25 protein-coding genes are annotated in these 26,841 nt (G+C 56.6%); 18 read left to right on the forward strand and 7 right to left on the reverse strand.

Annotated features, from left to right (window positions below):
* The first annotated feature begins 81 nt into the window (after positions 1-81).
* From CPJ18_RS11700 to CPJ18_RS11730, 7 genes are all read left to right on the forward strand, one after another.
* Entirely contained in the window at positions 82-1,428 is a 1,347-nt protein-coding gene (locus CPJ18_RS11700; RefSeq protein WP_103658449.1) for a TldD/PmbA family protein, read from the forward strand.
* An 81-nt stretch (positions 1,429-1,509) separates the two neighbouring features.
* On the forward strand, positions 1,510-2,313 hold the full coding sequence (locus CPJ18_RS11705) for a 3'(2'),5'-bisphosphate nucleotidase CysQ (RefSeq protein ID WP_103659080.1): 804 nt from the start codon (positions 1,510-1,512) through the stop codon (positions 2,311-2,313).
* A gap of 177 nt (positions 2,314-2,490) precedes the next feature.
* On the forward strand, positions 2,491-2,727 hold the full coding sequence (locus tag CPJ18_RS11710; RefSeq protein WP_077101825.1) for a DUF4170 domain-containing protein: 237 nt from the start codon (positions 2,491-2,493) through the stop codon (positions 2,725-2,727).
* 310 nt (positions 2,728-3,037) lie between these two features.
* Entirely contained in the window at positions 3,038-4,354 is a 1,317-nt protein-coding gene (waaA, locus tag CPJ18_RS11715; RefSeq protein ID WP_077101827.1) for a lipid IV(A) 3-deoxy-D-manno-octulosonic acid transferase, read from the forward strand.
* A 2-nt stretch (positions 4,355-4,356) separates the two neighbouring features.
* Entirely contained in the window at positions 4,357-5,097 is a 741-nt protein-coding gene (locus CPJ18_RS11720) for an HAD family hydrolase (RefSeq protein ID WP_103658450.1), read from the forward strand.
* Positions 5,098-5,198: 101 nt separating this feature from the next.
* Positions 5,199-6,236 carry a tetraacyldisaccharide 4'-kinase gene (lpxK, locus tag CPJ18_RS11725; protein ID WP_103658452.1) on the forward strand — a complete coding sequence of 346 codons (1,038 nt, stop codon included), beginning with the start codon at positions 5,199-5,201 and terminating at the stop codon, positions 6,234-6,236.
* A gap of 99 nt (positions 6,237-6,335) precedes the next feature.
* Positions 6,336-6,659: a hypothetical protein gene (locus CPJ18_RS11730; protein ID WP_103584953.1), complete on the forward strand. Its 324-nt coding sequence runs from the start codon at positions 6,336-6,338 to the stop codon at positions 6,657-6,659.
* 49 nt (positions 6,660-6,708) lie between these two features.
* Here CPJ18_RS11730 and CPJ18_RS11735 read toward each other — a convergent pair whose 3' ends face one another.
* From CPJ18_RS11735 to mutL, 3 genes are all read right to left on the reverse strand, one after another.
* Entirely contained in the window at positions 6,709-7,206 is a 498-nt protein-coding gene (locus tag CPJ18_RS11735) for a YciE/YciF ferroxidase family protein (RefSeq protein WP_077101906.1), read from the reverse strand.
* Between the two features lie 122 nt (positions 7,207-7,328).
* Positions 7,329-7,565: a DUF2093 domain-containing protein gene (locus CPJ18_RS11740; RefSeq protein ID WP_077118866.1), complete on the reverse strand. Its 237-nt coding sequence runs from the start codon at positions 7,563-7,565 to the stop codon at positions 7,329-7,331.
* Between the two features lie 76 nt (positions 7,566-7,641).
* On the reverse strand, positions 7,642-9,453 hold the full coding sequence (gene mutL / locus CPJ18_RS11745; RefSeq protein ID WP_103658454.1) for a DNA mismatch repair endonuclease MutL: 1,812 nt from the start codon (positions 9,451-9,453) through the stop codon (positions 7,642-7,644).
* A gap of 337 nt (positions 9,454-9,790) precedes the next feature.
* Here mutL and CPJ18_RS11750 point away from each other — a divergent pair, with 337 nt between their 5' ends.
* Together CPJ18_RS11750 and CPJ18_RS11755 are read left to right on the forward strand one after the other, a co-directional pair.
* Positions 9,791-11,455, forward strand: a complete 1,665-nt coding sequence (locus tag CPJ18_RS11750; protein ID WP_245445396.1) for a response regulator — start codon at positions 9,791-9,793, stop codon at positions 11,453-11,455.
* A gap of 128 nt (positions 11,456-11,583) precedes the next feature.
* The gene (locus tag CPJ18_RS11755; RefSeq protein ID WP_077119329.1) at positions 11,584-12,945 is read left to right on the forward strand and encodes a putative bifunctional diguanylate cyclase/phosphodiesterase; all 1,362 of its coding nucleotides are present in this window, start codon (positions 11,584-11,586) and stop codon (positions 12,943-12,945) included.
* Positions 12,946-13,126: 181 nt separating this feature from the next.
* On the opposite strand, the gene CPJ18_RS11760 is transcribed toward CPJ18_RS11755, so the two are convergent.
* The 4 genes from CPJ18_RS11760 to CPJ18_RS11775 are packed head-to-tail and all read right to left on the reverse strand — an operon-like array spanning position 13,127 to position 16,347.
* Entirely contained in the window at positions 13,127-14,014 is an 888-nt protein-coding gene (locus CPJ18_RS11760) for an SMP-30/gluconolactonase/LRE family protein (protein WP_103658456.1), read from the reverse strand.
* Between the two features lie 3 nt (positions 14,015-14,017).
* Positions 14,018-14,647, reverse strand: coding sequence for a 2-dehydro-3-deoxy-6-phosphogalactonate aldolase (locus CPJ18_RS11765; RefSeq protein WP_103658458.1), 630 nt, complete (start codon positions 14,645-14,647; stop codon positions 14,018-14,020).
* A gap of 12 nt (positions 14,648-14,659) precedes the next feature.
* Positions 14,660-15,577 carry a 2-dehydro-3-deoxygalactonokinase gene (locus CPJ18_RS11770; protein ID WP_103658460.1) on the reverse strand — a complete coding sequence of 306 codons (918 nt, stop codon included), beginning with the start codon at positions 15,575-15,577 and terminating at the stop codon, positions 14,660-14,662.
* Complete coding sequence (locus tag CPJ18_RS11775; protein WP_103658462.1) at positions 15,577-16,347, reverse strand: SDR family NAD(P)-dependent oxidoreductase; 771 nt, start codon at positions 16,345-16,347, stop codon at positions 15,577-15,579. Before CPJ18_RS11775 ends, CPJ18_RS11770 begins: the two co-directional genes overlap by 1 nt.
* A 117-nt stretch (positions 16,348-16,464) precedes the next feature.
* Between CPJ18_RS11775 and CPJ18_RS11780 the strand changes: the two genes are divergently transcribed.
* The 9 genes from CPJ18_RS11780 to CPJ18_RS11820 all read left to right on the forward strand — a co-directional run bounded on the left by CPJ18_RS11780 (position 16,465) and on the right by CPJ18_RS11820 (position 26,823).
* Entirely contained in the window at positions 16,465-17,265 is an 801-nt protein-coding gene (locus tag CPJ18_RS11780) for an IclR family transcriptional regulator (RefSeq protein WP_103658464.1), read from the forward strand.
* 174 nt (positions 17,266-17,439) lie between these two features.
* Positions 17,440-18,180, forward strand: coding sequence for a helix-turn-helix transcriptional regulator (locus tag CPJ18_RS11785; protein WP_077118878.1), 741 nt, complete (start codon positions 17,440-17,442; stop codon positions 18,178-18,180).
* A 77-nt stretch (positions 18,181-18,257) separates the two neighbouring features.
* Positions 18,258-19,481: a CmpA/NrtA family ABC transporter substrate-binding protein gene (locus tag CPJ18_RS11790; protein ID WP_103659082.1), complete on the forward strand. Its 1,224-nt coding sequence runs from the start codon at positions 18,258-18,260 to the stop codon at positions 19,479-19,481.
* Positions 19,482-19,582: 101 nt separating this feature from the next.
* The gene (locus CPJ18_RS11795; RefSeq protein ID WP_103659083.1) at positions 19,583-20,710 is read left to right on the forward strand and encodes an Mrp/NBP35 family ATP-binding protein; all 1,128 of its coding nucleotides are present in this window, start codon (positions 19,583-19,585) and stop codon (positions 20,708-20,710) included.
* A gap of 401 nt (positions 20,711-21,111) precedes the next feature.
* Complete coding sequence (corA, locus tag CPJ18_RS11800) at positions 21,112-22,089, forward strand: magnesium/cobalt transporter CorA (protein WP_103658466.1); 978 nt, start codon at positions 21,112-21,114, stop codon at positions 22,087-22,089.
* A 93-nt stretch (positions 22,090-22,182) separates the two neighbouring features.
* Positions 22,183-24,021, forward strand: a complete 1,839-nt coding sequence (locus tag CPJ18_RS11805; protein ID WP_244554107.1) for a potassium transporter Kup — start codon at positions 22,183-22,185, stop codon at positions 24,019-24,021.
* Positions 24,022-24,200: 179 nt separating this feature from the next.
* A complete protein-coding gene (locus CPJ18_RS11810; RefSeq protein ID WP_167397885.1) occupies positions 24,201-25,370 on the forward strand; it encodes a cell wall hydrolase in 1,170 nt (389 codons plus the stop codon).
* Between the two features lie 270 nt (positions 25,371-25,640).
* On the forward strand, positions 25,641-26,006 hold the full coding sequence (locus CPJ18_RS11815; protein WP_103658468.1) for an AtpZ/AtpI family protein: 366 nt from the start codon (positions 25,641-25,643) through the stop codon (positions 26,004-26,006).
* A gap of 67 nt (positions 26,007-26,073) precedes the next feature.
* Positions 26,074-26,823: a F0F1 ATP synthase subunit A gene (locus CPJ18_RS11820; RefSeq protein WP_077101863.1), complete on the forward strand. Its 750-nt coding sequence runs from the start codon at positions 26,074-26,076 to the stop codon at positions 26,821-26,823.
* Positions 26,824-26,841: the final 18 nt, after the last annotated feature.

Below are 26,841 nucleotides of genomic sequence, written 5' to 3' on the forward strand. Positions count from 1 at the left end.
TCAATTACCGGTGAAATGCCGCTTTGGCCTTGATGCGGCAGGTGCGCCGCAATAAATGAAGGTCAACGAAAGGCTTAACCCATGTCCTCAGATATCGATTCCTCCAAGCTTCTCGAGCGTGCCAGTGAACTGGTCGATATGGCCCGCCGCGCTGGTGCCGATGAAGCGGATGCCGTCATCGTGCGGTCGCGGTCGCAATCCGTCGGCGTGCGGCTCGGCAAGGTGGAAAGCACGGAGTCGTCCGAGAGCGACGATTTTTCGCTGCGCGTATTCGTCGGCAAGCGCGTCGCCAGCGTTTCGGCCAATCCCGGCTTCGACCTGAAGACACTTGCGGAACGTGCGGTGGCCATGGCCAAGGTGTCGCCGGAAGACCCCTATGCCTGCCTTGCAGACGGCAACCGGCTGGCAAAGTCTTACGATGATTTGCAATTGTTTGACCCGACCGAAGTCTCCGCAGACCAGTTGCGCGAGGCGGCGCTTGCGGCGGAAGAAGCGGCGCTGGCGGTTACGGGCGTTAGCAATTCATCAGGTGCCGGTGCTTCCAGCGGCATGGGCGGCATGGTCCTCGTTACATCTCATGGCTTTTCCGGCAGCTACATGGGCAGCCGCTTCGGCCGCTCCGTCAGCGTCATCGCCGGTGAAGGCACCAAGATGGAGCGCGACTACGATTATGACAGCCGCCTCTATTTCGCCGATCTCGACAAGCCTGAAGACATTGGACATCGCGCGGGTGAGAAAGCAGTCAAACGCATCAATCCCCGCCAGGTCGATACCGGCAGCAACGTGACTGTAGTGTTCGACCCGCGCATCGCCCGTGGCTTTGTCGGCGGCATTGCCGGTGCCATCAATGGTGCTTCGGTTGCGCGCAAGACCAGCTTCCTGCGCGACAAGATGGGCCAGCAAGTGCTGAAAAAAGGCCTTGTCATCACCGACGATCCGCAGATCGTGCGCGGCGCGTCGTCGCGTCCTTTCGATGGAGAAGGCGTGCGTGGCGAAAAGCTTGTCATGATCGAGGACGGTGTTTTGAAACACTGGTTCCTCTCCACCTCCACGGCGCGGGAAATCGGGCTGGAAACAAATGGTCGCGGCGTGCGCGGCGGCACATCAGTTTCTCCGGCATCCACCAATCTGGCGCTGGAGCCTGGCGATATCTCGCCGGAAGATTTGATCGCGCAGGTCGGCACCGGCTTTTACGTGACCGAACTCATCGGCCATGGTGCCAACCTCCTGACGGGCGAATATAGCTGCGGGGCGAGCGGCTTCTGGATCGAGAATGGTGAAAAAGCATTCCCTGTCTCCGAGGTGACGATAGCGTCCAATCTCAAGGATATGTTCATGCGGGTCACCCCTGCAAACGACATCGACCGCAAATTTGGCGTCGCTGCACCGACGATCGCTATCGAAGGCATGACCATAGCGGGACGCTGATAGCACCATTCATCGGTTGCTTTGAGGGCAATGGCCGATGCATGTTGATGCACCGGAGACAGCGCAATGAACGACGATAATATGACTGATGTTGCAGGAGCCGACTGGAGTTCCGATCTCGAGCTCATTCTGGATGCCGCCCGCGAGGCCGGTCGCGTTGCGATGACATTTTTTCGCAAAGACCCTGAGGTCTGGTGGAAAAAGGGCCATTCGCCTGTCAGCGCTGCGGATTACGCCGCGAACGAAGCTCTGGAGACGATCCTTCGCAAGGCACGCCCCGGTTATGGCTGGCTTTCGGAAGAAACCGACGACGATGAGGACCGTCTATCCAGAGACACGCTGTTCGTTGTGGATCCAATCGACGGGACCCGCGCATTCATCGGCGGCAAGGACACGTGGTGCGTCAGCGTCGCTGTCGTGCACCATGGCAGGCCCACCGCTGCTGTTCTCGTCGCCCCGGCCTTCAACGAGGAATTTACGGCAGTTCTGTCTGGACCTGCCATGAAGAATGGTCAGGTACTGTCTGTGTCTGATGCCAGTTCCGGAGACATCAAGCTTGCAGCGCCCGAAGATGTGATTGCGCAGCTTCCTGCGCATCTCAAATCACGCGTTCACCGCATTCCGCATGTGCCGTCGCTCGCCTATCGCTTGGCTATGGTATCAGACGGTCGCATCGACGGAACGCTGGTCAAGGCCAATTCCCATGACTGGGATTTGGCAGCGGCCGATCTCATTCTGGAGCGCGCCGGCGGACAGCTTCTGGACCTATCCGGAGCTCCACTGACGTATAATCGTCGTGAGGTCAGCCACCCCGAATTGTGCGCCGCAGCAAATCATTTGCTGCCAGACCTGTTGGAGCGGTTGAAGTCACCGGCCAGAGGTTGATTTTCACCGGAAAATCCCGCAGATGAAGGCCTCACGGAGCGGGACTGCGAAAGACATTCTGGATTTTTCGCATAAAATCCCGATCCTTTCGGTGAAGATCAGAACGTCGATAGTCTGCAAAAGACTTCCGATCCATCTGATCACAAGACTTTGAACGATGAGAAAGAAGAGAAGACTATGACCGTAGCGGGCAACGAAAAACAGCTTCTGCACCTGGTATTCGGCGGCGAGCTGGAAAATCTTCAGGACGTACAGTTTCGCGATTTGAAGGCGCTCGATATCGTCGGCATCTTTCCAGACTATGCAACGGCACTGACAGCGTGGAAGTCAAAGGCGCAGCAGACTGTGGATAACGCCCATATGCGTTATTTTATAGTGCATATGCACCGCTTGCTTGACCCCCAGAGCAAATAATCGCTGGTTTCCTACTTCCTTTGTACTATCGTGAATGGACAAGAGGTTGTGTGAGTCTGCGGGGACACGCATAGCCTCTCCGGCCTCGGCATCATTTTTTCGTTGGCCTTTTATGCTCTGAGACAAAAAAGACGCATTTTCATAAGAAGTAGGTTTTACGTCATCGACCCGAGGAATGTGGCGCTGTTCTCGGGACATTCGATGCTCAAATGAAAAACAGGGCAACGCGGACGGTTCCATTTTATGGCCTGACGCTCTGATATCGATCACAGGGGAAAACATTGCGCGCATTGATCAAAGGCAGCATGTCATGAATAGCCGGATCGCACGTTTCGCCCTTTCGGGTTACAGAATTGCTGGCGTTGCCGCCTATCCCTTTGCCAGACCCTATCTGATGTATCGCTCTACAAAGGGCAAGGAAGACAAGCGCCGCCGGATGGAACGTTTCGGCCATGCCAGCGCAGACCGTCCGCGCGGCCCGCTGGTCTGGTTTCATGCCGCAAGCGTGGGCGAAACGCTGGCTCTCGTTCCGCTCATCCGTGAAATCCGCAAACGCGACATTCACGTTCTTTTGACCACTGGCACAGTCACGTCAGCAGAGCTGAGCAAAACCCGTTTGGGTGATGACGTCATCCACCAATATGTGCCGCTCGATATCAAGATTTCCATCAACCGCTTTCTGAGCTACTGGACGCCGGACGCCGCAATTACCGCCGAGTCCGAGATTTGGCCCGTCACCATGATGGAGCTCGAGCGCCGCCATATTCCGCAGATACGCGTCAATGCGCGGCTGTCCGATCGCTCTTTTGGTCGTTGGCAGCGTCACTCCGAATTTGCAGAGGCTCTGTTCAGCAAGCTGGCTCTGGTCGTGGCGCAGTCCGACGTCGATGCCGAGCGCTTCCGTGATCTCGGTTCATGGCCTGTCGTGGTATCGGGTAATCTCAAGGGTGATACCGATCCGCCGCCGTGCGACGCTGCCCTGTTGGATACCTATCGTCGCCAGATCGGCAATCGCAAGACATGGGCCGCGATCTCTACATTCGATGGTGAAGAGAAGGCTGCTGCTACCGTTCACGCAGCTATCAAATCGCGCGACGGGCAACTGACATTGATCGTACCGAGGCACCCGGAGCGGGCGGATGATATCGAGGCCATGCTCAAGGGCATGAACCTGACCGTGGCGCGCAGAAGCCGCAACGATGTCATCACACCGCAAACGGATATTTTCCTTGGCGACAGCATTGGCGAGATGGGCCTTTACCTGCGGCTGACCGAACTGGCTTTTGTTGGGCGTTCGTTGATGGCTGAAGGTGGTCAGAACCCGCTGGAACCGGCGATGCTGGGCTGTGCCGTATTGTCTGGCGCGCATGTCCAGAACTTCCGCGAAGCTTACCAGAAACTGCTGCGGTCGGGCGGCGGACGCATTATCCGAGATGTGGAAATGCTGGCCAAAGCCGTGCATTACCTGTTGGTCAACGACAATGAGCGATACAAGATGATCGATGCCGGTGGCAGGGTCATTCAGGATATGCGCGGCGCGCTGTCTGCAACGGTCAAGGCGCTTGAGCCCTATATCAATCCTTTGACGGTGACGGCGAAGCTTCAACCGCGCAGTGCGGCCGGCTGATCGTGGACGTCAAGGCCCCTGCAAAATCACCCGCCGCCATTGCGGCTGTCCTGTTCGACAAGGATGGGACGCTCATCGGCTATGATGCAAGCTGGGGTCCGGTCAATCGGCAGCTTGCAGCGATTGCTTCGAAAGGCGATGCCGAACTCGCGGATCGCCTTCTTCTCGCCTGCGGCATGGACCCTGTTACTGGCCACGTCCAGCCAGATAGCCTGCTTGCTGCTGGCAATACGGTGCAGATTGCCGAAGGGCTGGTGGCAGCGGGTTCTGCTTGCGACCTCGCTGAACTCACACAACGCCTCGACCGGTTGTTCACCGAGGCGGCTGGAAAATCGGTTGCCGTGACCGATCTCAAAGCCTTTTTCGCGCGCCTCAAGGGCAGGGGCTACAAGCTTGGTATCGCGTCCAGCGACAATCAGGCCTCTATTTGGCAACTTGCGAAACGCTTCGGCTTCGAAACCGATCTCGATTTCGTTGCGGGTTATGACAGCGGTCACGGGACAAAACCACAGCCGGGCATGGTGCTGGGCTTCTGCAAGGCAATCGGTATGCCACCGCACCGTGTTGCCGTGGTAGGAGATAACAACCACGATTTGCACATGGCGGCCAATGCGAATGCCGGTCTGCGGATTGCCGTGCTGACCGGCACGGGCTCGAGAGAGAGCCTGCGTGCGGATTCGGATTATTGTTTTGACGATATCACCGACCTTGAAGGCCTGTTGCCGCAGCGGCCAGCCCTGTAGGGCTGAATTTCAGTGCTTTCGTACCGCCTTTTTGCAAAATCCTTACCTTTCTGCGAGATAGCTTCTGCTACCACATTGGCAAAGCGGGAGTTTGGAGACTGATGGTTTCGGAAGCGCCGCCATTCTGGTGGGAACAGCCCGGTTGGCAGGCATGGGCTCTGTCGCCCTTTTCTTATCTGTATGGCAAGGTTGCCGGGCGGCAGATGAGGACGTCGAAGCGTGCGTCCGTGCCGGTTCCCGTCATCTGCATCGGCAATTTCACGGTAGGTGGCGCAGGCAAGACCCCGACCGCGATCGCTATCGCCAGAGCCGCAATCGACAAAGGTTTGAAGCCAGGTTTTCTCAGCCGTGGTTACGGTGGAACCCTGGATGTCACCACGCTTGTAGATGTGGGTCACCATCGTTCCGTGGATGTCGGCGATGAGCCGTTGCTGCTGGCGCGAGAAGCAACCACGGTCATTTCGCGAAAGCGCGTCGATGGCGCGCGCAGGCTGGTGGCTGAAGGCGTCGATTTCATCATCATGGATGACGGGTTTCAAAGTGCACGGCTGACGCTGGATTATGCGCTTGTCGTCATCGACACTCAGCGCGGCATCGGCAACGGTCATTTCGTCCCGGGCGGACCCGTCCGTGCACCTCTGTCCGAGCAGATGCGCCAGCTTTCAGCCATCCTGAAGGTCGGCAACGGGCAGGCGGCAGATGCCATTGTGCGAACCGCATCGCGCGCGGGCAAGCCTGTCTTCGTTTCATCCATCCAGCCCAGACCGCAGCCGGATTTTGCGGGCAAACGCGTGCTGGCCTATGCGGGTATTGCCGATCCGAACAAGTTTTATCGGACTGTCGAGCAGCTCGGCGGCGAGATTGTGGTGAAACGATCCTTTCCGGACCATCATCATTTCAGTGATGAAGACATTCAGAACGTGGCCGAAGAAGCCGCTAAATTTGATCTCTTGCCGGTTACGACAGCCAAAGATGCTGTGCGCCTTGCCGGACATCATGGCGGTGCAGCTCAATTGCTTGAACGCACGCTCGTCATCGAAATCGACATGAAGTTCGACGATCCGACCGCGCCGCAGATGATCATTGAGGCCGCCTTCGAGAATTACAGCCGTCGGAAGCTCCAGAGACAATCATCGTGATGTAATTTGTCGATTATCACCTTGCCGAGGAACAATCGGGGCTTGCAGGGCTTCTCTTCATGAAGAATTCCAATTTTGGATTGTTGTGAGGAGAAAACGATGGCGCAAGACAAGGTCGAGAAAAAAGTATTCACCCCGCGTGAAAGCCGCCAGGGTTTAAAGGGCAGTCCGGTTCTGATCATTTTGGTGATAAGTCTGCTGCTGGCGGGAGCAGTTTGGATCGTCGCGGAAACATGGGGCGAATCGACGGCTCCCGCAACGTCTGAAGTGCAGCCAGCGCCGGGTCCGGGAACACCGGCTACCACGCCAAATCCGGGTGCGCAGGGTGCCAATACGTTCGATAACAATACGCCTTCCGGCTCGACACCGCCGACAGAGGGAACGGACAGAAACCCCAGTTCAACCAACACGACCACACCATAACGAAAAAAAGCCGGGCGATATGCCCGGCTTTTTTCTTGCGTTGTAAAGCTTAAGCAGCCTTTTGAGCAGCTGCATTGACCGAAGCAGTGGCAAGCTCCGTCAACGCCTCGTCGGTTGTGGACTCTTCATTCAGCGTCGCTTCGAGAAGCGGTACAACTTTGGTGTGTCCAAGCTTTTCAGCCCAGGCCTTCAAGGTGCCATAACGGGTGATCTCGTAGTGTTCGACGGCCTGCGCTGAAGAGATCAGGCCAGCGTCAAGAGCAGCGGTGCCCTTGTAGTCTTCGATGATTTCTTCACCTTCGGCGATGATGCCCTGAATGGCTTCGCAAGTTTTGCCCTGAGCACGCTTGCCGATAAGCTCAAAAACTTCCTGGAGCCGTTCGATGTGCCCCTGGGTTTCTTCCTTGTGCTTTTCGAATGCTGCCTTCAGCTTTGGGTCGGTCGCGGCTCGGGCCATCTTCGGCAATGCCTTCAGCACCTGACGCTCGGCATAGTAGATGTCTTTCAGCGTATCGTAAAAAAGATCGTCTAGTGTTTTCTCGGCCATGTTCATCTCCCATTGAAAATCGTGCTTTTGCATTACACTCCGAGCTAACCAGCGCCGGGTGTGATCGTTCCTGCTCGATCGCGCACAACTTCAATTATATTTTAGGGAAATGTGTTTTTAGGTCAGGCACTGCGTTTCTGATTGGGCAGCGCTCCTGCACGTTTTTCCGCTTCGAACGACGCGGCTGCATCGGCATAGGGCTCCTGACGGACAACGCTCCAATAACGCAACTCATCGATTGGAATATGTTTGCCGGTCATGGCGCAGATGACATAGGAACCGGTCTGGACGATGCGCATATCGCCATCGAGATATTCGATCTTGGCCTCGCGATTGCTGCCACCTTCAAATCTGTTCATTTGTCCTGTCTCCTGACGCTGGGTCTTTTTAACGTTGCCGCAGCCGGAATACCAGCGTGGCATGCGGGGAAATATCTCAGCTTCTGCCGAAGAGCTTTTCGATGTCCGCAAGCTTGAGTTCGATATAGGTCGGGCGTCCGTGGTTGCATTGGCCGGAGCCGGGCGTGTTTTCCATCTGCCGCAACAGCGCGTTCATTTCCTCCGGCCGCATGCGGCGGCCTGCCCGCACTGAGCCATGGCAAGCCATCGTGGCCGCGACATATTCCAGCTTGCTGGCAAGGCTGCCCGCCGTATCCCATTCGGCAATTTCATCGGCGAGTTGCCGCACCAGGCCCTGTACATTGACCTCGCCCAACATGGCAGGCGTTTCACGCACCGCCACGGCGCCCGGCCCGAAACGTTCGATGGTCAGCCCCATGCTGTCGAAGTCGCTGGCATGTTGCATCAGCCGGTCGCAGTCTTCTTCCGGCAAATCGATGATTTCGGGGATCAGCAAAACTTGCGATGCGGGACGCTTGGAATGCAGCGCTTTGCGAATCTCCTCGAATACGAGGCGCTCATGCGCTGCGTGCTGATCCACGATCACGAGACCGTCTTCCGTCTGGGCGACGATGTAGTTGGCGTGAACCTGCGCCCGCGCAGCGCCCAGTGGATAGCGAGAGGATTCCGTCACCGCCGTCGCGTTAGTGTCGGTGTGATCCGCGCGCGCTGTGGGCATGCCGATGTCGGTGAACTGAGACTGCGGCGTTTCGTGCAGAGACAAACCACCTGAAACCAAAAGCGGTCGGGAAGGTGAAGTGGCAGGCGACCATGCCTGTGATGAAAAGGGCCGCACGGTCGATGGGCTGTATCCCGGACGAAACGCATTCATCATCTGCGCAGCCCCGGTGGTTGCGGCGCGGTCTCCCTCACGGGCCAAGGCCTGACGCACGGCACCGACGATGAGCCCGCGAATAAGGCCGGGGTCGCGAAAGCGCACATCGGATTTGGCTGGGTGCACGTTGACGTCCACCAGCGCTGGGTCAAGCCGCAACGCCAGGACTGCAATGGGGTAACGCCCATGCGGTATGGTCTCGGCATAAGCTCCGCGAATGGCCGAAAGCAGAAGTTTGTCCTGTACCGGGCGACCGTTCACGAACATATATTGATGCGCGGAGTTGCCACGATTGAAAGTCGGCAGGCCGGCAAAGCCGGTCAATGTCACGTCTTCGCGCTCGGCATCGATCTCGATGGCATTATCCTTGAAATCCGCACCGAGAATCTGCGCCATTCGCGCAAGGTGGTCATCACCGGTTGCTGGAAACTCCAGCGTCGAGCGGTCCGTGCCTGAGAGCACGAAGCGGATATGCGGAAACGCAATCGCCATGCGCTTGACGATTTCGGTGATCGCCGCCGCTTCGGCCTTTTCCGTCTTCAGGAACTTCAAACGCGCAGGCGTGGCAAAGAACAGGTCGCGCACTTCTACAATCGTGCCGGTATTGGAGGGAGCCGGTCGCACGGGTGAAAGCTTGCCGCCGCTCACCGAAATAATCGCACCTTCGGCGGCACCCTGCTGGCGGCTGGTAATCGTCAGCTTGGCTACGGAGCCGATGGAGGGCAGAGCTTCACCGCGAAAACCCAGCGTGCGGATATCGTCCAGCGCTGTGGAAATCTTCGATGTGCAATGTCTGCGGATTGCCAGTTCCAGATCGCCGGGCGACATGCCGCTGCCATTGTCGGCAATACGCACAAGCCCTTTGCCGCCACCGGCGGTCGCGATCTCGATGCGCGTCGCACCGGCATCGATGGCGTTTTCGATCAGTTCCTTGGCAGCACTGGAAGGTCGCTCGATGACCTCGCCTGCGGCAATCTGGTTGATGAGGGTCTCGGAGAGCTGTTTGATGGACATGGTGCTATTTTCGTGGATTCTTCCGTCTTGTGAAAGGAAAATCACACCGATTGTGGCAGATGTGTTGGTTGTCCCGCTAAATATTTCTGGGAAACAACGTTAAGCGCGTCTTAAGGGAAAGCTTCTACTGTGCAATCAGCTGGAAATGAATGCAGCATCTATGTCCCTTCGCTGCCGCCAGGGGACGTGTGACGGAAAGCTGGGGCCGTTACATGATCTCAAACGTCTGCTTTGAGAATCCAACCCGCATGTCCAATAGTTTATCCATTTCCATGCGGCCATTGGCCGGCTTGTTGTGAGTGCATTTTGCCTTGAGACGTGCGTGTGAGGAATTGCAATGAAGGGTGAGGGGGCGGTCTGTGCAGACATTTACACTGCCATGCTTGACGCCGTTTGCGATTCGATTTCCTGCGCATTGATCATCTATGATCGCGACGACCATATCGTCTTCGTCAATCGTCGTGTTCTCAGCTATTTGCCCGTTTGTGAAACCAAGCTCACGGTTGGCACCCGGCTTCGCGATTTTTTGGCCTCGTTGTACGATGGCCGAAAGACAGCTGACAGCGATTTGCTGCCGCGTGGCGTCGAGCGGGACGATTGGGTCGCCGAACAACTGTCTTCCCATTGGAAAGAGCGCTCCGAAACGGTGGAGCAGCGCGCTGGCGGCAGATGGCTGCGCCTCGTCAAGAGACGCTTTCCGTCCGGCCTGGGCATCTGCGTCGTCTCTGATATTTCCGAGCAGAAGAAGCGCGAAGATCAGTGGCGTTCAGATATCGAACGTGTGCAACTGACCGAAGAAATTCTCGATACGCTACCGCTTTCAATTTTCGTCAAGGATCGTGACACCTACTACGTTGCCGTCAACAAGGCAGGATGCGCCCTGTTGGAAACATCTGCCGATCTCATTCTGGGTCGCACGGTTTCGGATATCCATGCAGAACCGCTCGCCTCGCGTATCGATGCCATGGATCAACACGTTCTTGAAACAGGCACACCTGCTATTCTGCCGGAGCGGGTCACGCGGCTGACGGGCGAAGAAGTTCTTGTCATCACGCGAAAGCAGCGCGTGGGTAAGCCTGGTCGATATTTCCTCGTAACGACGATGGACGACGTGACGACATTTGCGACGGCGGATGCCGATGGCAAGGGTGTCATTCGCGGGCTGGAGCACATGTCTTTCACTCCGTCGTCTTATCTGGAGGACGAGCATCATCAGTCCTCGCAGATATTGACGGGTCGCAGCATTCTACTCGTCACGCCCAATGATCATCTCGGAGAAGTGGCGCGCAAAAAAATGGTCGCCGTTGGTGTCGATTGCGCGGTCGCGAAAAGCCAAAACGAAATGAAGGCTTTCATCGAGTTTGCCACCTCGGCCAAGGTCCGGATCGACCTTGTGATCGTCGACGTGCAACTGGATATCGCCTGTCTGGATCTGCCACAAACCTATGGCCTGGATGCCATGACTGCCGATGATTTTCAGTTGGAAAGTTCTCTGATCAACCAGATGACGCGCCATTTTCGAAACAAGCATCAAGCGCTATCATCGACGCAGGCGGATGGCAGTCTGGAAATCTGCACCGGAAGCACACCGGCATCGACGAAAAAAACGACACTCGATGTTCTTGTCGTGGAAGATAACAACATCAACCAGATCGTTTTTTCGCAAATCCTCGAAAGTCTGGGGCTGAGCTACAAAATTGCCGCCACCGGCAAACAGGCATTGCAGCTTTTCGAGCAGGAAAAACCATCCTTTGTGTTGATGGACACGACGCTACCGGACTTCGATGGTTTCGAAGCAACACGCCGATTGCGCAATATAATGGGAGCGGAGCGCACCCGTACGCCCGTCATCGGCGTCGTCTCGCTGGCTTTCGAAGGTGATCGGCAAGCCTGTCTGGACGCCGGCATGGACGACATGCTGCTGAAGCCTGTCAGCCCTGACATGGTGGAGATATTGCTCAAGCGATATCTGCCGGAAAGCCAACATCGTATTCGAGGATGATTGACGCAAAGTGGCGGAATCCTGTGAAAATCGATGGCTATTTCGCAGACTTCAGCAATAGTGTTATTTTAAGAATCACACATCATTCTCAGCAAAACTTCCCACAATCTGTTGTTCAGGATGCGCGCATGAAATTGCTAGAGCCAAATGCGCCGCATGTAAGCCAGCACGAGTTGCAGGCCATGGCCTACAGCGATCCCCTGACAGGTCTGGGAAACCGGTACCGGCTGCGTGATAAAATCCGCATGCTGGCAGCAGAGCGCGCCAGCGACCCGGCACCTTTTACCATTGGGGTCGCGAATATTGACGGTTTCAAACCGATCAACGATCTTTTCGGCGTCGAGGCGGGGGATGAGATACTCTGTCAGGTCGCCCATCGCCTCAAGGCCTGTGTGCCGGATGGTGCGGTCGTGACCCGTCATGACGGCGATGAGTTCGCCTTCGTTTTGCCGCTGGTCTTCGAGCGCTCAGGCGCAGAGCGTGTCGGACATATGATCAAGGACGTGCTGTCTGCGCCCTATGATTTGGGAGACCGGAACGTTCGTCTGTCCTCGTCCTTCGGCTTTGCAATCTACCCTTTTGCGGGCGAAGAGTTCGAGGATTTGTTGAAGAGCGCGGAAACCGCGCTTTATCGTTCAAAGCGCCGTGGCAGTGGCCAGATCACCGTTTATTCGCGCGAGATCGCGCAGGAAATGAAACGCGCGACGCAGCTTGAGCAGGCTTTAAGAAACGCTATCATCAACGACGCCGTTGACGTCCATTTCCAGCCTATCGTGCGTCTCAACGATGCGACGGTCATCGGGTTTGAGGCACTGGCGCGGTGGAACGATCCCGATCTGGGTTTCGTGTCGCCCGCCGTCTTCGTGCCACTAGCTGAAGAGCGCGGCTTCATCGATGCTTTATCCGAGACGCTCTTGCGCAAGGCCGCGGAAGCGGCACTTTCCTGGCCACGAGAACTGTTCTTGTCCTTCAACCTGTCCTCGGCACAGTTGATGGATCCCGGTACGGCGGAAAATATCCTGTCGATCCTGCGGCGCGTCGGCCTCGATCCCCGTCGGGTGGAACTGGAGATCACTGAAACGGCGGTCATGACATCGGCCGATACCGCGCAGCGCATCATCACCGAGCTTCAGCAGGCGGGTGTCCGTATTTCGCTGGACGATTTCGGCACCGGCCAATCGAGCCTGGGGCGTTTGCGTGATTTCTCATTCGACAAGGTCAAGATCGACCGCGCCTTCGTCTCACGCATCAGCACCGACCGCCCTTCGGAACATATCATCAAGGCCATTGTCGCCATGTGCGACGGGCTTGATCTCGAGGTTGTCGCAGAGGGCATCGAGGATAAAACCGAGGCGGAAAAATTGCGCAGCCTCGGTTGCGCCATGGGCCAAGGTTATTTCTATGGTCGACCGGTGGATTCTGCGGCAACACACCGCTATCTGCAGGAAAACTATCGCGACATGTCAGCCTCTGGCCGCGATTTCGGATAGTAAGGAGGCGCGTATTACACGTTTGCCAGTGGCCTCTAACCTCTCCGCCGTCATGCTCGGGCTTGTCCCGAGCATCTAACGAACCACGACATTCAACGTGATCAGATCCTCGGGACAAGCCCGAGGATGACGAAACGCGGGCGTCTGTGGACTGAAGAAACGTGGCTGAAATGGAAATCACTCAAACCCTATAAGCCCCATCCAGCACGCCGTTTACCGTGATACCAAGATCGACAGTCGTTCCGTAAAGCGGATTGGCCTTCACTGTCTCGTCGTCCAGACCTTCGCAGGCTGAGGTAACAGCAAGGCGATTGGCGGCAGCGCCGAAAAACACCGGGCAGGTCGTCTGTTTCGCTGGCACTTCATATCGGTCGAGATGCTGTCCGGTCGGTGAATAGCGGTCCACGGCACCGACGCCCCATCGCGCGTTCCAGATGTTGCCTTCAGCATCGCAGACAGCGCCGTCCATGCCACCTTCTTTGCCTGCCTGATCGATCAGGACTTTGGCCGAGCCGGTTGGAAGGCCCGTCTGTGGGTCCAGCGGCACGCTCATGAGCTTGTTCACTTTTGTGTCGACATAATATCCCGTTGCGCCATCCGGTGAAAAGCAGATGGCATTGGAAATGCTGATATTCTCGAACAGCGTCGTCACCACGCCCTTGGCCACGTGATAGATGCCGCCTGCACCGTTTTCCGCCTTCTTGCCCATGGTGCCGATCCACAGCGAGCCGCTCTGGTGCACACGCCCGTCATTCGAGCGGTTGCCAGGTTTACCAGGCTCGAAATCGACATGGAGGAAGAGGTCGCCCGTTGCCCGGTCACGAATGAACAGACCTTCTTCGGACGCCAGCAATTGCCGCTTCTCGTCGATCCGTGCCACGACGCTCGCCATGAAGGGCAGGGCGTGGACGGTTTTCTCGCCGGTCGCCGGATCGAGTTCGTGCAATTCCTTGCCGAGAATATTCAGCCAGCAAAGCTTGTTGCTCAGCGGATCGAAACTCGGTCCTTCACCCAGATGCATCTGTGTCGCGTCCAGCACCGTGCCTGCAAATTCGTGGATATCAGCCATGGTTTATGCTCCGATCGCAATGTCGTAGGCTTTGATAGTGAGCAACGCGCGTTCCCGAACGTCCGCCGCCGTCATGCCGGGCTTGTAGAGGCTGGTGCCGAGACCAAAGGCTGTTACGCCGATGCTGGTGTAATCGCTGAAATTCTTGTCGGAAACGCCGCCGACAGCCGCAACCAGCGTATCCTTGGGCAGAATGGCGCGGATGGCGTTGATGCCGGATGGGCCAAGAACGCTGGCGGGGAAGAATTTCAGGCCGGTGGCACCGGCTTTCAACGCCAACAAAGCTTCGGTCGGGGTCAGGACGCCCGGCATGGTGACCATGCCCTTTTCGCGCGCCGCCGTGATGACCTCGACATCGACATTCGGGCTGACCATCAGCTTGCCGCCTGCCGCATCGAGCTTCGCGACATCTTCGACGGTCAGTACGGTGCCGGCACCGATCAGCGCATCTGCCGGGGCAAGCTTTGCGGCGATTTCGATGGAGCGAAAAGCGTCGGGCGAATTGAGCGGAATTTCAATGGCGCGCAGGCCGCTTTCCAGAAGCACGCTCACCACGCCCTCTGTTTCTTCTGGCCGGATGCCGCGCAGAATGGCGACGAGCGGGTATTTCATTTCGGGGAAGGGAATACGCATTGTAAAATCTCCTCAGTGCCAGATGGTATGTGCAGCGGCGACAAGCCCGTGGCGAACGGCTTCATCGGCATCGATGGTTACGAAATTGATGGACAGGGCGTCGAAGGCCGCCTTGTAAAGCGCGCCCAAAGCGCCGGATGCGATGAGCACCACCTTTGCGCTTTTCGGTGCAGTGGAATGGGCTCCGGCGATCTCCAGACCGATCATGGTGCCGGAAAGCTTCGCCTTGGCGTCTGTCGCGGAAAGGCCGTGCAGCAGTTGCCCGGACCGGACCGTAAACAGCCGGTTCGTCGCCATTTGCGGGTTGGCGTAGCTGTCCGCAACGGCTGCGCGGAAGGCAGGCAGATCACCGGTAAAGGCTTCCGCCTCGGAAACGGCATGCGACAGGATGGAGTGTTTGGAAATGACGTCGAACAGTTCCCCGGTCATGAAGGTGGAAAAGCCCGTGACCTTCAGATTGCTGACGCTGACCCATTTGGAATGCGTGCCGGGCATGCAGACCAGTTGATCGCCGGTTCTGTAATCGGCAGACAAGGCACCCAGAAGCTGGGTTTCCTCGCCGCGCATTACGTCAGGTGTTTCTGCCGCGCGCTGGGCAAGCCCGGGAAGAATACGAATATCGTCAGCCTGGCCCGGTACGCGCACCGCACCCTTCAACACATCCGAGAGATCGGCGGGCACATCCACATAACCGGCCTCGACCCAGCCCTGCCGCGCTCCTGCCATACCGCAGATGATGACGGGAAGGCCTGATGGTGCGGAAAGGGCGGCAAGATGGGAGGCCAGCACCTCTGGAAAACCCGTCCGCATGGCGGTTGTCATGCCTTCGGAACTGCGTCGTTCGCCCAGTATGTCGCCGGATTTGCTCATCAACCAAAGCCGGAAACTGGTCGTACCCCAGTCCACGGCAACAAATGCGGCATCGGACATTACAAAAGACCTCCATCGATGATGATTGTTTGGGCCGTCATGGCGGCAGATGCCGAAGAGGCCAGAAAGAGACAGGGACCGACGAGATCGTCAGCCGTCAATGCGCGCTTGAGGCACTGGCGCGCAACACCCTGCGAAATCGAATCGTCCGTCAGCCACAGTTCCTTCTGCCGCTCGGTCACGATCATGCCCGGCAGAATAGCGTTGACGCGAATGTTTTCCGTGCCCAGCCGTCCGGCGAGGCTTTTCGTTAGGCCGACGATGCCAGCTTTGGCAGAGGCATAGGCCGGCAATTCGCCCATGTTCAGCAGATAGGAAATGGACGAGAAATTGATGATCGACGCGCCCTCGGCTTTGCGCAGATAGGGCAGCGCCGCCTGTGTCACGAAAAACACCGGCTTTAGGTTTACCGCGTGGTTTGCATCCCAATAATCGCTGGTTACGGTGTCGATATCGTGTCGATCATCCCAGGCTGCGTTGTTCACCAAAATTTTGATGCCGTCAGTCGCGTCCGCCGCTACCTTCACGGCATGTGCCAGTTGCGATTGATCGCGAAGGTCGGCTTCGACGAATGTCACAGGATGGCGCGTTCTCGTGGACAGATTTTCGACAAGGCTCTGGCTGGCAGACACATTGATGTCGATGAAGGCGACTTTTGCGCCTTGCTCGGCAAAAGCCGTGACCAGCGATGCGCCGATGCCCGAACCTCCGCCGGTAATAAGGACGCCCTGGTCCGCGAATTCGGAAAACTGCCCGGAATTTTCCGCCATCACGCCTCCCAGCACGGATTGCAAGTTCCATTATTTGGAACTAAGTTTCATTTGACGGAATATTGCCCTTTCCCTCTTTGAAATGTCAAGCGCAGCAATGTCGCACATGGAGATAACATGGTGTCCCATCTTATCGAAAACACAGCGGATAGCACCACCGGTACGCTGGGAAAGGCAATCGCTTTGCTGGAACTGGTCGTCATGTCGCCGCAACCGCTTCGCTTCACCGATATTCTCCAGCGCTCCGGTCAGCCGAGAGGCACGCTTCACCGGCAACTGGTGCATCTGCTGGAAGAGGGCCTGCTGGAACAAAAGGACGATCAGACCTACGTCGCGGGTGCGCGACTTTTGACATTCGCATCGCAGGCATGGAGCGGCAACGATCTACGCTCCATCGCCGCACCGCATTTGCGCATTTTGCATGAAAAGACTCAGGAATCGGTGCATCTGGGTGTGCTGCGGGGCGCGGAAATCATCTATCTCGACAAGATCGACGGCCAGCATGCGGTGCGCATGTATTCGCAAATCGGCCGTGTTTCGCCAGCCTATTGCACGGGGATCGGCAAGGCAGCGCTATCGCTCCTCCCGGAATCCGAGTTCTCTGCTATTTCTAAAGCCATCGCGTTTCATCCCTATACGTCAAGTACGATCATTTCTGCAACCAAGCTAAAACAGGAAGTCGACACTCTTCGCATGCGTGGTTTCGGCTTCGATCTGGAAGAACATGAGAGCGGAATTCAGTGCATAGCGGTTCCCATTGCCGCGCCGGGCCAGCGTTTTCACGCTGCCATCTCTGTAACCGGCCCGGCTTATCGCCTCACGCGTGAACGTTTGGAGGCGTGGTCGGAGATCGTCCGCGAAGCAGCGCAGAATATTTCTTCAGATTTATTGGTGCGCCTGCCACCAACGCACGAGTGAGCAGATAGAAACCGCGCCCGATTGTACAATAACAATATTCGGGCTGCAAAGTATGATTGGTGACTGCAATCAACTTTTGTTTGCAAAAAAGTAGCGTGTTGATATTCATGCCCTAGCAAATTTGTGCTATGTAATCTCTTCTTTTAAGCCGATCTCGCAAAGAATCAAAAATCAATGTTGACCCCTGAACTTTCCCCTTCTTCGCATCCCGGTGCGGAATGCGCGCAGGACGTGGAGCAGTTAAAGACGCAGTTCGATATCTTCCGCTTTCTGAAGAAAATAACCGAAGCATGGGGGATGAAGGCCTTCATGGTCATCAACCTCCCGTCCCACATCGCGCTGGAGTTGTCACAATATACTGTCATCACCAATTGGCCAGCGGAGTTACTGCACCAGTATGATCATGAAGGTTTGCTTTCGCGCAGCAACGTGCTTCGGACGCTGAAGCAATCCAGCGTTCCGTTCCGGGTCGATCTGGAATTCACCACGCGGGGTCATGATGATGTCTTCGCCAAGAAAATTTCGGATCTCTTTGGTCGTTTTGGCATGACGAGTGCGTTGTGGTTTCCGGTACAAGATCCTTCCGGTCAGAGAGGTGCGGTGTCGTTTCATGGCGACAACATTGATCTGGCACCGCGCTGCGTCGCTGAAATAGCTTATATTTCAGCTCATGTTTTCAGCCGTCTCGCTTACGTCCGCAGCCTTGATTCTCGAATCCCCGAAACGCTGACGGATCGCGAGATCGACTGTCTGAACTGGACTGCTGCCGGCAAGACCAGCGCGGAAATCGCCGAAATTCTCACGCTTTCGGAACATACCGTCAATCATTACCTGAACCGCGCAACCAAAAAACTCAACACGGTCAACCGCACCCAGGCAGTAGCAAAAGCATTGCGTGTCGGTATTATAAAGTAGAAATATTTTCGATTTTTCCATTGTTATCTGCATGAACGTAAGCAATTCTTGGATTGCTCGTGGCAGAGGAGATTCGTTTGGCGGCTTCGAAAAGCTTCAAGGCTGGGTTTTCTCCGACAATCGATTGCGCTGTGCTCGTTGTCGCAGCCGAAAAAGGTTTCGACACCGACGAGGGTCTTTCTCTGGAGCTCGTGAAAAAGCCAAGCGCAGGCGACCTGTTGGTCGCGTGGGGCGCTGGCGATCTCCACGGGCTTCATCTTCCAGCCTCCTTGCCTGTCGCGTCGGCTCTTGGCCTGCCGGATATGCCTGCTGACCTCGTTGCGCCATTCGTTCTGGCGACAGGAGGCGCAACGCTCACTGTCTCGCAGATCCTGCACGATGATCTCGCCGAACAGGGAATGAAGATACCCGATCCCGCCACCGTCGCCCGCGCTGTTGCCCGCGTGGCGGCATCACGCCAACTTGCGAAGCTGAAACCGTTGGTGTTTGCCGTCGAGCATCTTCTGGCGGTTTCGGTGTTCGAGTTGCGGTATCTGCTGGGCAGTGCGCATCTGCACACGGATCGGGATGTCAACATGATTGCAGCCTCACCGGCAGATATGCCGGACATGCTGGAGGCAGGTGACATAGACGGTTTTTATGTGGGTGAACCCTATGGTAGTGCAGCGGTTCTGCGAGGAACGGCGCGTATCATCACCACGAAATCGCACATCTGGCAGAATGCACCGGAAAAAGTTCTGGCGCTTTCACGCGATTGGGCAAGTGCCCAGCCGGCCACATTGGAGGCGCTGCTGCGCGCGCTGTACCGTGCTGGTGAATGGTGCTCCAGCCACGCCAATATCGAAGAGCTTGCGGGCATTCTGGCTGCTCCGCATTATCTGGACGTAGATGGCGATTTCATCCTGCCCGCGCTCACGGGCTATGTTTCGCATTCACCAGCCCGGATGCTGGAATGCCCCGGCTTCTTTTCCACCAGCAGCAAGGCGGCGAATTTTCCTTGGCAGAGCCAGGCATTGTGGTTCTTCAGCCAGATGCTGCGGTGGGAGGATTGCCCGCCGGAATTTGCCGAGGACGCGAAGGCCTACGAGGCGGCATGCCAGGCCTTTCGCCCGGACCTCTTTCGCAAAGCGATGAAGCCGATCTTCGCACCCGTGCCCGCCGCCAATATGAAGCTTGAGGGAACATTACAGGTGCCGGTTCACGTGGGCGCATCGCGGTCCGACCTTATTCTAGGCCCAGATGCCTTCTTCGACGGACGAATATTCGACCCCGAAAAGCTGGGGGCTGGCAGCGAAAGCTGAGAAGTGGTTGTTACCGAAGTCAGCCATTTATGCTTTATCATTGGCGAAACGGGCGCGGTTGGTTATTGAAGACCGGCGCATCGGGCGCAATGGATACCGGCATGACACAGGGCGATAAGAAGCAGATCGAGCAGGCATTGGAGAGCGTTGTCTATCCGGGCGGCGATAAAAGCATCATCGCGCTTGGCATGGTGTCGGAAATATTCATTGCGGATGCCAAAGCCTATTTCTCAATTACCGTTCCGGCTGATAAGGCCGACGATATGGAGCCCTTGCGACTTGCGGCCGAAAAGGCAGCGCTGAGTGTCTCCGGCGTAAAAGCGGCCATGGTTGCGCTTACGGCAGATCGCAAGCCCGGCTCCGCTCCTCCGCCCAAAGCTGCACCCGCACCTGCACCGGCAAAGTCGGCACCGCAGCCGCGCACCAAGGCTGGTGTTCCAGGTATTGGCGCGATTATCGCCGTGGCGTCCGGTAAGGGTGGCGTGGGAAAATCCACGACGTCCGTCAATCTGGCGCTTGGGCTTCAATCGCTCGGCTTGCGCGTCGGCATTCTGGACGCGGATATTTATGGCCCATCGCTGCCCCGATTGCTGAAGATTTCCGGTCGCCCGCAACAGGGCGAGGGCCGCGTCATCATGCCGATGGAAAATTATGGCCTCAAGGTCATGTCCATGGGCTTCCTTGTGGATGAAGAGGCGGCGATGATCTGGCGCGGGCCGATGGTGCAGTCTGCCTTGATGCAGATGCTGCGCGAGGTGGCGTGGGGAGAACTCGACGTGCTGGTGTTGGATATGCCGCCGGGCACGGGAGATGCACAGTTGACCATCGCCCAACAGGTGGCACTGGCAGGGGCCGTTATCGTATCGACCCCGCAGGACATGGCGCTGATCGACGCCCGCAAGGCCGTCACCATGTTTAACAAGGTCGAAGTGCCGATCCTCGGCATCGTCGAAAATATGAGCTATTTCATCGCGCCGGATACGGGTGCGCGTTACGATATTTTCGGCCATGGCGGGGCAAAGGCGGAAGCGGAGCGCATAGAGGTGCCTTTCCTCGGAGAGGTGCCGCTGACAATTTCCATTCGAGAGTTGTCGGATGCTGGAACCCCGGTTGTCGTGGCGGAGCCGGATGGACCGCAGGCGCAGATTTATCGGGATATTGCTCAAAAAGTCTGGACGCAGGTTGGTGCCGGTCCGCGCAGGACCGCACCACGGATCGTGTTCGAATAACAGGCCGTTATTGATGCACTATGCGCATAGCACTCGGTCTTTCGCACGGCTTGACAGGGCCGCGCTTAGGTAGAAATCCATGTCGACTTTCTTTTATAGCGGGAGATTTCGGTCTGCGGCGTCATCTATGATATTCTGCTAAAATACTGAAATACATTGGTTTTTATCAAAAAATTAGAATGTTGCTGCAATGGTGTCCTGCAAGTGGTGTGGTCTGCTTCCTGCGTCGCATCGTCTCGGTCGGCTAGGCCTGTTAAAAAATACTCCTTGATTCTTATGGGCATAGGGAGCATAGGCCGCGCCGTTTGATCCGCCGTCCATCCCGGACGTTTGCGGAAGCCACACATGATGTGTTAGAGCAGCCTACCGGCATTTGTCGGTGTGCTGACCGGAGAAACTGATTGATTAAAGCCTATCGCTCGAATTGCGAGGCAATCAGCCTGTCGGCGGACCGTTCGGTCCCGCAGATTTCGGACGATATTGTCTGGATCGACCTCATCAACCCGGAGCGAGCCGAAGAGATTTTCGTTGAAAAGGCGCTGGGTGTCGAGCTGCCAACCCGCGAAGATTTGAAGGACATCGAGCCGTCCAGCCGTCTTTATGTGGAAGATGGCAATGTTTTCATGACGGGTTCGCTGGTTTGGAATGCAAACTCCAAAGACCCTCGGCTCACGGACGTCGCCTTCATTCTGGCCGGCAAACGGCTTGTGACCATTCGTTACGCTGAACCGAAATCATTCAACCTTTTCACGGCAGCCATTACCCGTGTGCCGCATGAGATGCGCAGCGGTGCCGCCCTTCTGTTGAAGCTTCTAGAAACCATCGTGGATCGCACCGCAGAAATTCTGGAGAATTCCGTTGTTGGCATCGATACGGTCGCCGCAGGCATTTTCGGAGAGCAGGCGCGCAGTAAACGCAAGGCACCGCGCTATCTGGAAGACAAGATTGCGGATATCTCTGCCTATCACCGACTGATATCGAAGGTGCGCGATAGTCTGGCGTCACTGGCCCGCCTGCAATCTTTTCTGCAAGCCACACCAAATGTGCAGCAGGACAAGGAAGCCAAGGAAACGGGGCGCTCGATCGGCCGCGATATCCAGTCCCTGTCGGAGCATGCCTCCTTTATATCAGGCAATCTCACATTTCTGCTGGACGCGGCGCTCGGCATCATCAATGTCGAGCAGAACGCTATCATCAAGATTTTCTCCATCGCGTCGGTCGTTTTTCTGCCGCCAACGCTCGTGGCATCTGTTTACGGAATGAACTTTAACGTCATGCCGGAGTTGCAGTGGTCCTATGGGTATCCACTGGCAGTCATCGTCATGCTTGTCTCGGCTATTATTCCGTTCATTTTTTTCCGATGGAAGGGCTGGCTCTAACCGGTCAGAATCAACATGTCTCATACCTTGGATAAGGAAGACCTCGGCAAGCCGGAGGCGGATGATCACCGCCTGAAAGGGTTGTTTGCGGCCATGCTGGGTTCTATCGGCGTCGTCTACGGCGATATCGGTACCAGCCCGCTCTATGCCTTCCGCGAAGCTCTGAAGCCGATATCGGGCGACGGATTGACCGAAGCGGAGATCATCGGCCTCATATCGCTGATGATCTGGTCTTTGACCATTATCGTCACCATCAAATACATCTGTTTTCTGCTGCGGGCGGATAATGATGGCGAAGGCGGCACACTGTCGCTTCTGGCGCTTCTGATGAAGTCGGCGGGCAGCAAGCGCGGCGTGCTGATCATGCTGGGCCTTATCGGCGCTGCTCTCTTCATGGGTGATGCCATGATCACGCCAGCCCTTTCCGTGCTGTCGGCGGTGGAAGGGCTGAAGCTCGTCACTCCGCAGATGGATTCCTTCATCATTCCCATCTCTGTCGTCATCCTCGTCGGCCTTTTTGCCATCCAATCTCACGGTACCGAGGTTGTGGCCAAGTTCTTCGGCCCGATCACCGCTGTCTGGTTTTTGGTCATGGGCATGGTGGGCCTGCTGCACATTTCGGATGATTACAGCATTCTCTACTCCTTCAATCCGTACCATGCCGTCGAATTTCTGCTTGCCGAAGGCTTTTACGGCATCGTCGTTCTCGGTGCCGTGTTCCTGACCATCACCGGTGCCGAAGCGCTCTATGCGGATCTGGGGCATTTCGGTCGCAGACCCATTCAGTGGGCGTGGTTCGTGCTGGTCTTCCCGGCACTGACGCTCAATTATCTCGGTCAGGGCGCGCTGGTTCTTAAAGACCCGACCGCCATGTCCAACCCGTTCTATTTGATGTTCCCGCAATGGGCTCTGCTGCCAGCGGTTATTCTCGCGACCGCCGCCACCATCATCGCCAGCCAGGCGGTCATTACCGGTGCCTTCTCGCTCGTCCGTCAGGCCATCCACCTCGGCTACCTGCCGCGCATGGAAATCCTCTTCACGTCAGAGACCAATACAGGGCAAATCTATCTGCCTTCGGTCAACACGGTCCTGTTGTTCGGCGTCGTTGCGCTGGTGCTGACGTTCAAAAGTTCCGACGCGCTGGCCACGGCCTATGGTATCTCGGTCACGGGCGCGATGGTCGTCACCAGCCTGCTGTTCTTCCAGTTCGCCCGCAGTCATTGGAAGTGGTCGAAATCTCTGGCGATGCTGGTGATTTTCCCGTTCATCTCTCTGGAACTCATCTTCCTCGGTGCCAACCTGTTGAAGATCCATGATGGCGGCTACGTACCGGTGCTGCTGGCCATGGCCTTTGTCATCATCATGATGACATGGCAGCGCGGGTCGAAAATTCTGTTCGCCAAGACACGCCGTACCGATGTGCCGTTGAAAGCCTTCGTAGCATCGGTCGAAAAAGAAAGCTCGCATGCGCCGGTGCGCATTCCCGGCACGGCGATCTTCCTCACGGGCGATCCCGAGACGGCACCTGCGGCGCTGCTGCACAATCTCAAGCACAATCACGTTCTGCACGACAAGAACGTCATCCTGACGATCCGTACCGAAGACACGCCGCGTATCCACCCGGACAAGCGCTATACGATCACCAAGATCAGTGAGCGTTTCGTGGTTGTGGAGCTTCACTTCGGTTTCATGGAAACGCAGAACGTTACGCAGGCCTTGGGATATCTGCGCCGCACCGGCTACAAGTTCGATATCATGTCCACGTCGTTTTATCTCGGCAGACGCAAGTTGGTTCCTGATCCCAAGTCCGGCATGCCCGGCTGGCAAAACCGCCTGTTTATCGCCCTTGCGGAAACCTCGGCAGACCCATCGGATTACTTCCGCCTTCCGGCCAACCGTGTGGTGGAGCTCGGTTCGCATGTTGTGATCTGAACCACGCATAGTCCCGATTTCTACGTCATCAGCGCCATCCTTGGAAAAGGGTGGCGCTTTTTCATTGGCCAACACGTTAACGTGAAGGTGGGCAAGCGCTCACCGTTAACCAAGCATCAAGGTTAATGAGAGATTATTCGGCTGTGTAGCAGTGTGTTGCGTTGTCCGGAGTACTGGTTTTGCGTTCAAAGAAAGTATCGCGTCGCGGGTTCTTCTTCTCGTTCGAGAAATGGACATCGCCTGTCGTCTTCGGGCTTGCAGCCTGGCTTGTCTTTCCATCCTTCGCCGCGCGTGCCGATCTGGCGTCGCTCCTGGCCGGGCTTGATGCCGGCGGTGAGCAATGGCGTATGGTCTTGACCAACTCTCCCGCAGGTTCGGTTCACAGCGCGTCACTGGCATTCAACGATGCTGATTTGGCACCGGCGCTCAGCGGGGCAGGGATGATCACGCCCGATGGCCGAAAGGTCGCCTTCGTGACGGGCAAGAATGGCAAGGAAACATCGCCGGATAGCGACCGCGTCAATCGCGCTGCCAAAAAGGGTCGTGTTGTTTCTTCAGAAGTCATGCAGCCCCCGAAAGCCTTCACGGCTGGCTCGGTTCTTCAGCGCACCAGCATGCTGGATGTCGAACCGTTGAAACGCAAAGACCGTACCGCTTTCACCAGGCAGAAGAAGAGCAAGGACATCGAGCTCGCATCCTTCTATTTCCGCAGGGATGAGACCAAGACGGAAAAAAGCGTCTCGCCGATGGTAGCCGAGCTGATCACCAATCGCTCTGCCGATGTTTTGGCAACGGCCTATGCGCCGCCAGAGCCAGACTTCGCCCGCGAGTCGCCTTTCGATGCCATTTTGAAAAAGCCGAACGCTGGACGCTTCGTTCCGCAGATTGCCGCCGATGACCATGCCTGGGCCGCGACGCCACTGCCGGCAGAGGTGTTTTCCGCGGCCGAGCAGCAGTGCCTCGCATCCGGTATCTATTTCGAAGCGCGTGGCGAATCGGTCAAGGGTCAGGCGGCGGTCGCGCAGGTCATTCTTAACCGCGTCCGCAACCCGTCCTACCCTAAAACCATCTGCGGCGTGGTTTACCAGAACAAGGATTGGCGCAATCGCTGCCAGTTTTCCTTTGCATGCGACAATATCAAGGACCGCATCAACTCCGAGCGTCACTGGAAGATGGCGAGAGAAGTGGCCATGGCAACATCGGCTGGCAAGATTTGGCTGAACGAAGTCGGCTCCGCTACCCACTATCACGCCGTGTATGTGCGCCCGGCCTGGGGCAAGAGCATGAAAATGGTGGGTAGAATCGGTTTGCACGTCTTCTACCGCACCTATGGCGGTGGATGGAGCTGATATCCCGGGCTTTTTACCGGGATATGACGATCAAAATCGCCGATTCCACAGCCGAACAATGTCCCTAAATTGCAAATATCGGCCAAGTCATTGTTTTGATAACGTAATTTTGTATATTGTGAACGGCCTTCTGTGCCTTGACTAGAGAAGTCCCTAAAACTATGTTGCGCCCGACTTCAGAGCGGGCTGGAACATGCGCAAAGCCCTGCCGTTTACAACTCCAAAGAGTTCTGGCACCACCAGAACGGAGCAAAAGGGCAGGATTTGAAAATGACCGGCAACCGTAACGATAGTCTGGAAGAGCGCCGAAAACACCTTGCCGATCAATTGGCCAAGGTCAAAACGGATGACGCGGCCGAGAGACGAACGGAGCAGAATGCGCAGGAGAGCCGTAAAGGTTATGCACTTGCGATCAAGCTGTCTTCAGAATTCATCTCCGCCATCATCGTCGGTGCCATGCTGGGCTATCTTCTGGACTATTTTGTGGGCACGTCGCCGTGGGGGATGATCGTACTTCTTCTTCTCGGATTTTGTGCCGGCGTACTGAACGTTCTGCGTTCTGCCGGAGTGGTGGCAAAGCCGCCGCTTCTCGAAGGCGGGCTCGGACAAGACAAGAGTGGAAAGCAGGGCGACTGATGTCGCTCCTTTCCATATAAGACGTTAAAGTGTCGCCTTTCGCGGCAAAAGGTAAAGAGGGCATACGTTGGCAAACGATCCGACCCATCAGTTCATGGTTACGCCGATCATCCCGATTGAGATCGGCGGCGTCGATTTTTCGTTCACCAATGCGTCTCTTTTCATGGTCGCAACGGTCGCAGCAGCGTCCGGCTTCCTGTATTTCGCAACGTCGAACCGCGGCCTGATCCCAACCCGCATGCAGTCCGTTGCTGAAATGTCCTACGAATTCATCGCATCGATGCTGCGTGAAGGTGCTGGCAAGAAGGGCATGGTCTTTTTTCCCTTCGTGTTTTCGCTGTTCATGTTCGTTCTGACGGCGAACCTTCTCGGCATGTTCCCGTATTTCTTTACGGTCACCAGCCAGATCATCGTGACATTTGCACTGTCGTGCCTGGTCATCGGTACGGTCGTTGTTTACGGTTTCTACAAGCATGGTCTGCATTTCCTCGGCATTTTCGCTCCGGCAGGCGTTCCAAAGGTCCTGTTGCCGCTTGTGTCGTCGATTGAAATCATCTCCTTCCTGTCGCGTCCGATCAGCCTTTCCGTTCGTCTTTTTGCGAACATGCTGGCAGGTCACATCACGCTGAAGGTTTTCTCGGGCTTCGTCGCCTCCATGGGTGCCTTGGGCGCTCTGGGTATCGGTGGCGCAATCCTGCCACTCATCATGACGGTCGCAATGACCGGCCTGGAATTTCTCGTCGCCTTCCTGCAGGCATACGTCTTCGCGGTACTGACTTGCATGTACCTGAACGACGCCGTGCATGGCGGTCACTGAGAAGTAAAGTCGCTGACC

This window comes from Agrobacterium rosae (genome assembly GCF_002915175.1).
Classification (GTDB): Bacteria; Pseudomonadota; Alphaproteobacteria; order Rhizobiales; family Rhizobiaceae; genus Agrobacterium; species Agrobacterium rosae.

Coding starts and splice junctions, on each gene's coding strand:
- CPJ18_RS11700 (WP_103658449.1), top strand. CDS start 82: ATGTCCTCAGATATCGATTCCTCCAAGCTTCTCGAGCGTGCCAGTGAA.
- CPJ18_RS11705 (WP_103659080.1), top strand. CDS start 1,510: ATGACTGATGTTGCAGGAGCCGACTGGAGTTCCGATCTCGAGCTCATT.
- CPJ18_RS11710 (WP_077101825.1), top strand. CDS start 2,491: ATGACCGTAGCGGGCAACGAAAAACAGCTTCTGCACCTGGTATTCGGC.
- waaA (WP_077101827.1), top strand. CDS start 3,038: ATGAATAGCCGGATCGCACGTTTCGCCCTTTCGGGTTACAGAATTGCT.
- lpxK (WP_103658452.1), top strand. CDS start 5,199: ATGGTTTCGGAAGCGCCGCCATTCTGGTGGGAACAGCCCGGTTGGCAG.
- CPJ18_RS11730 (WP_103584953.1), top strand. CDS start 6,336: ATGGCGCAAGACAAGGTCGAGAAAAAAGTATTCACCCCGCGTGAAAGC.
- CPJ18_RS11735 (WP_077101906.1), bottom strand. CDS start 7,206: ATGGCCGAGAAAACACTAGACGATCTTTTTTACGATACGCTGAAAGAC.
- CPJ18_RS11740 (WP_077118866.1), bottom strand. CDS start 7,565: ATGAACAGATTTGAAGGTGGCAGCAATCGCGAGGCCAAGATCGAATAT.
- mutL (WP_103658454.1), bottom strand. CDS start 9,453: ATGTCCATCAAACAGCTCTCCGAGACCCTCATCAACCAGATTGCCGCA.
- CPJ18_RS11750 (WP_245445396.1), top strand. CDS start 9,791: ATGAAGGGTGAGGGGGCGGTCTGTGCAGACATTTACACTGCCATGCTT.
- CPJ18_RS11755 (WP_077119329.1), top strand. CDS start 11,584: ATGAAATTGCTAGAGCCAAATGCGCCGCATGTAAGCCAGCACGAGTTG.
- CPJ18_RS11760 (WP_103658456.1), bottom strand. CDS start 14,014: ATGGCTGATATCCACGAATTTGCAGGCACGGTGCTGGACGCGACACAG.
- CPJ18_RS11765 (WP_103658458.1), bottom strand. CDS start 14,647: ATGCGTATTCCCTTCCCCGAAATGAAATACCCGCTCGTCGCCATTCTG.
- CPJ18_RS11770 (WP_103658460.1), bottom strand. CDS start 15,577: ATGTCCGATGCCGCATTTGTTGCCGTGGACTGGGGTACGACCAGTTTC.
- CPJ18_RS11775 (WP_103658462.1), bottom strand. CDS start 16,347: ATGGCGGAAAATTCCGGGCAGTTTTCCGAATTCGCGGACCAGGGCGTC.
- CPJ18_RS11780 (WP_103658464.1), top strand. CDS start 16,465: ATGGTGTCCCATCTTATCGAAAACACAGCGGATAGCACCACCGGTACG.
- CPJ18_RS11785 (WP_077118878.1), top strand. CDS start 17,440: ATGTTGACCCCTGAACTTTCCCCTTCTTCGCATCCCGGTGCGGAATGC.
- CPJ18_RS11795 (WP_103659083.1), top strand. CDS start 19,583: ATGACACAGGGCGATAAGAAGCAGATCGAGCAGGCATTGGAGAGCGTT.
- CPJ18_RS11805 (WP_244554107.1), top strand. CDS start 22,183: ATGCTGGGTTCTATCGGCGTCGTCTACGGCGATATCGGTACCAGCCCG.
- CPJ18_RS11815 (WP_103658468.1), top strand. CDS start 25,641: ATGACCGGCAACCGTAACGATAGTCTGGAAGAGCGCCGAAAACACCTT.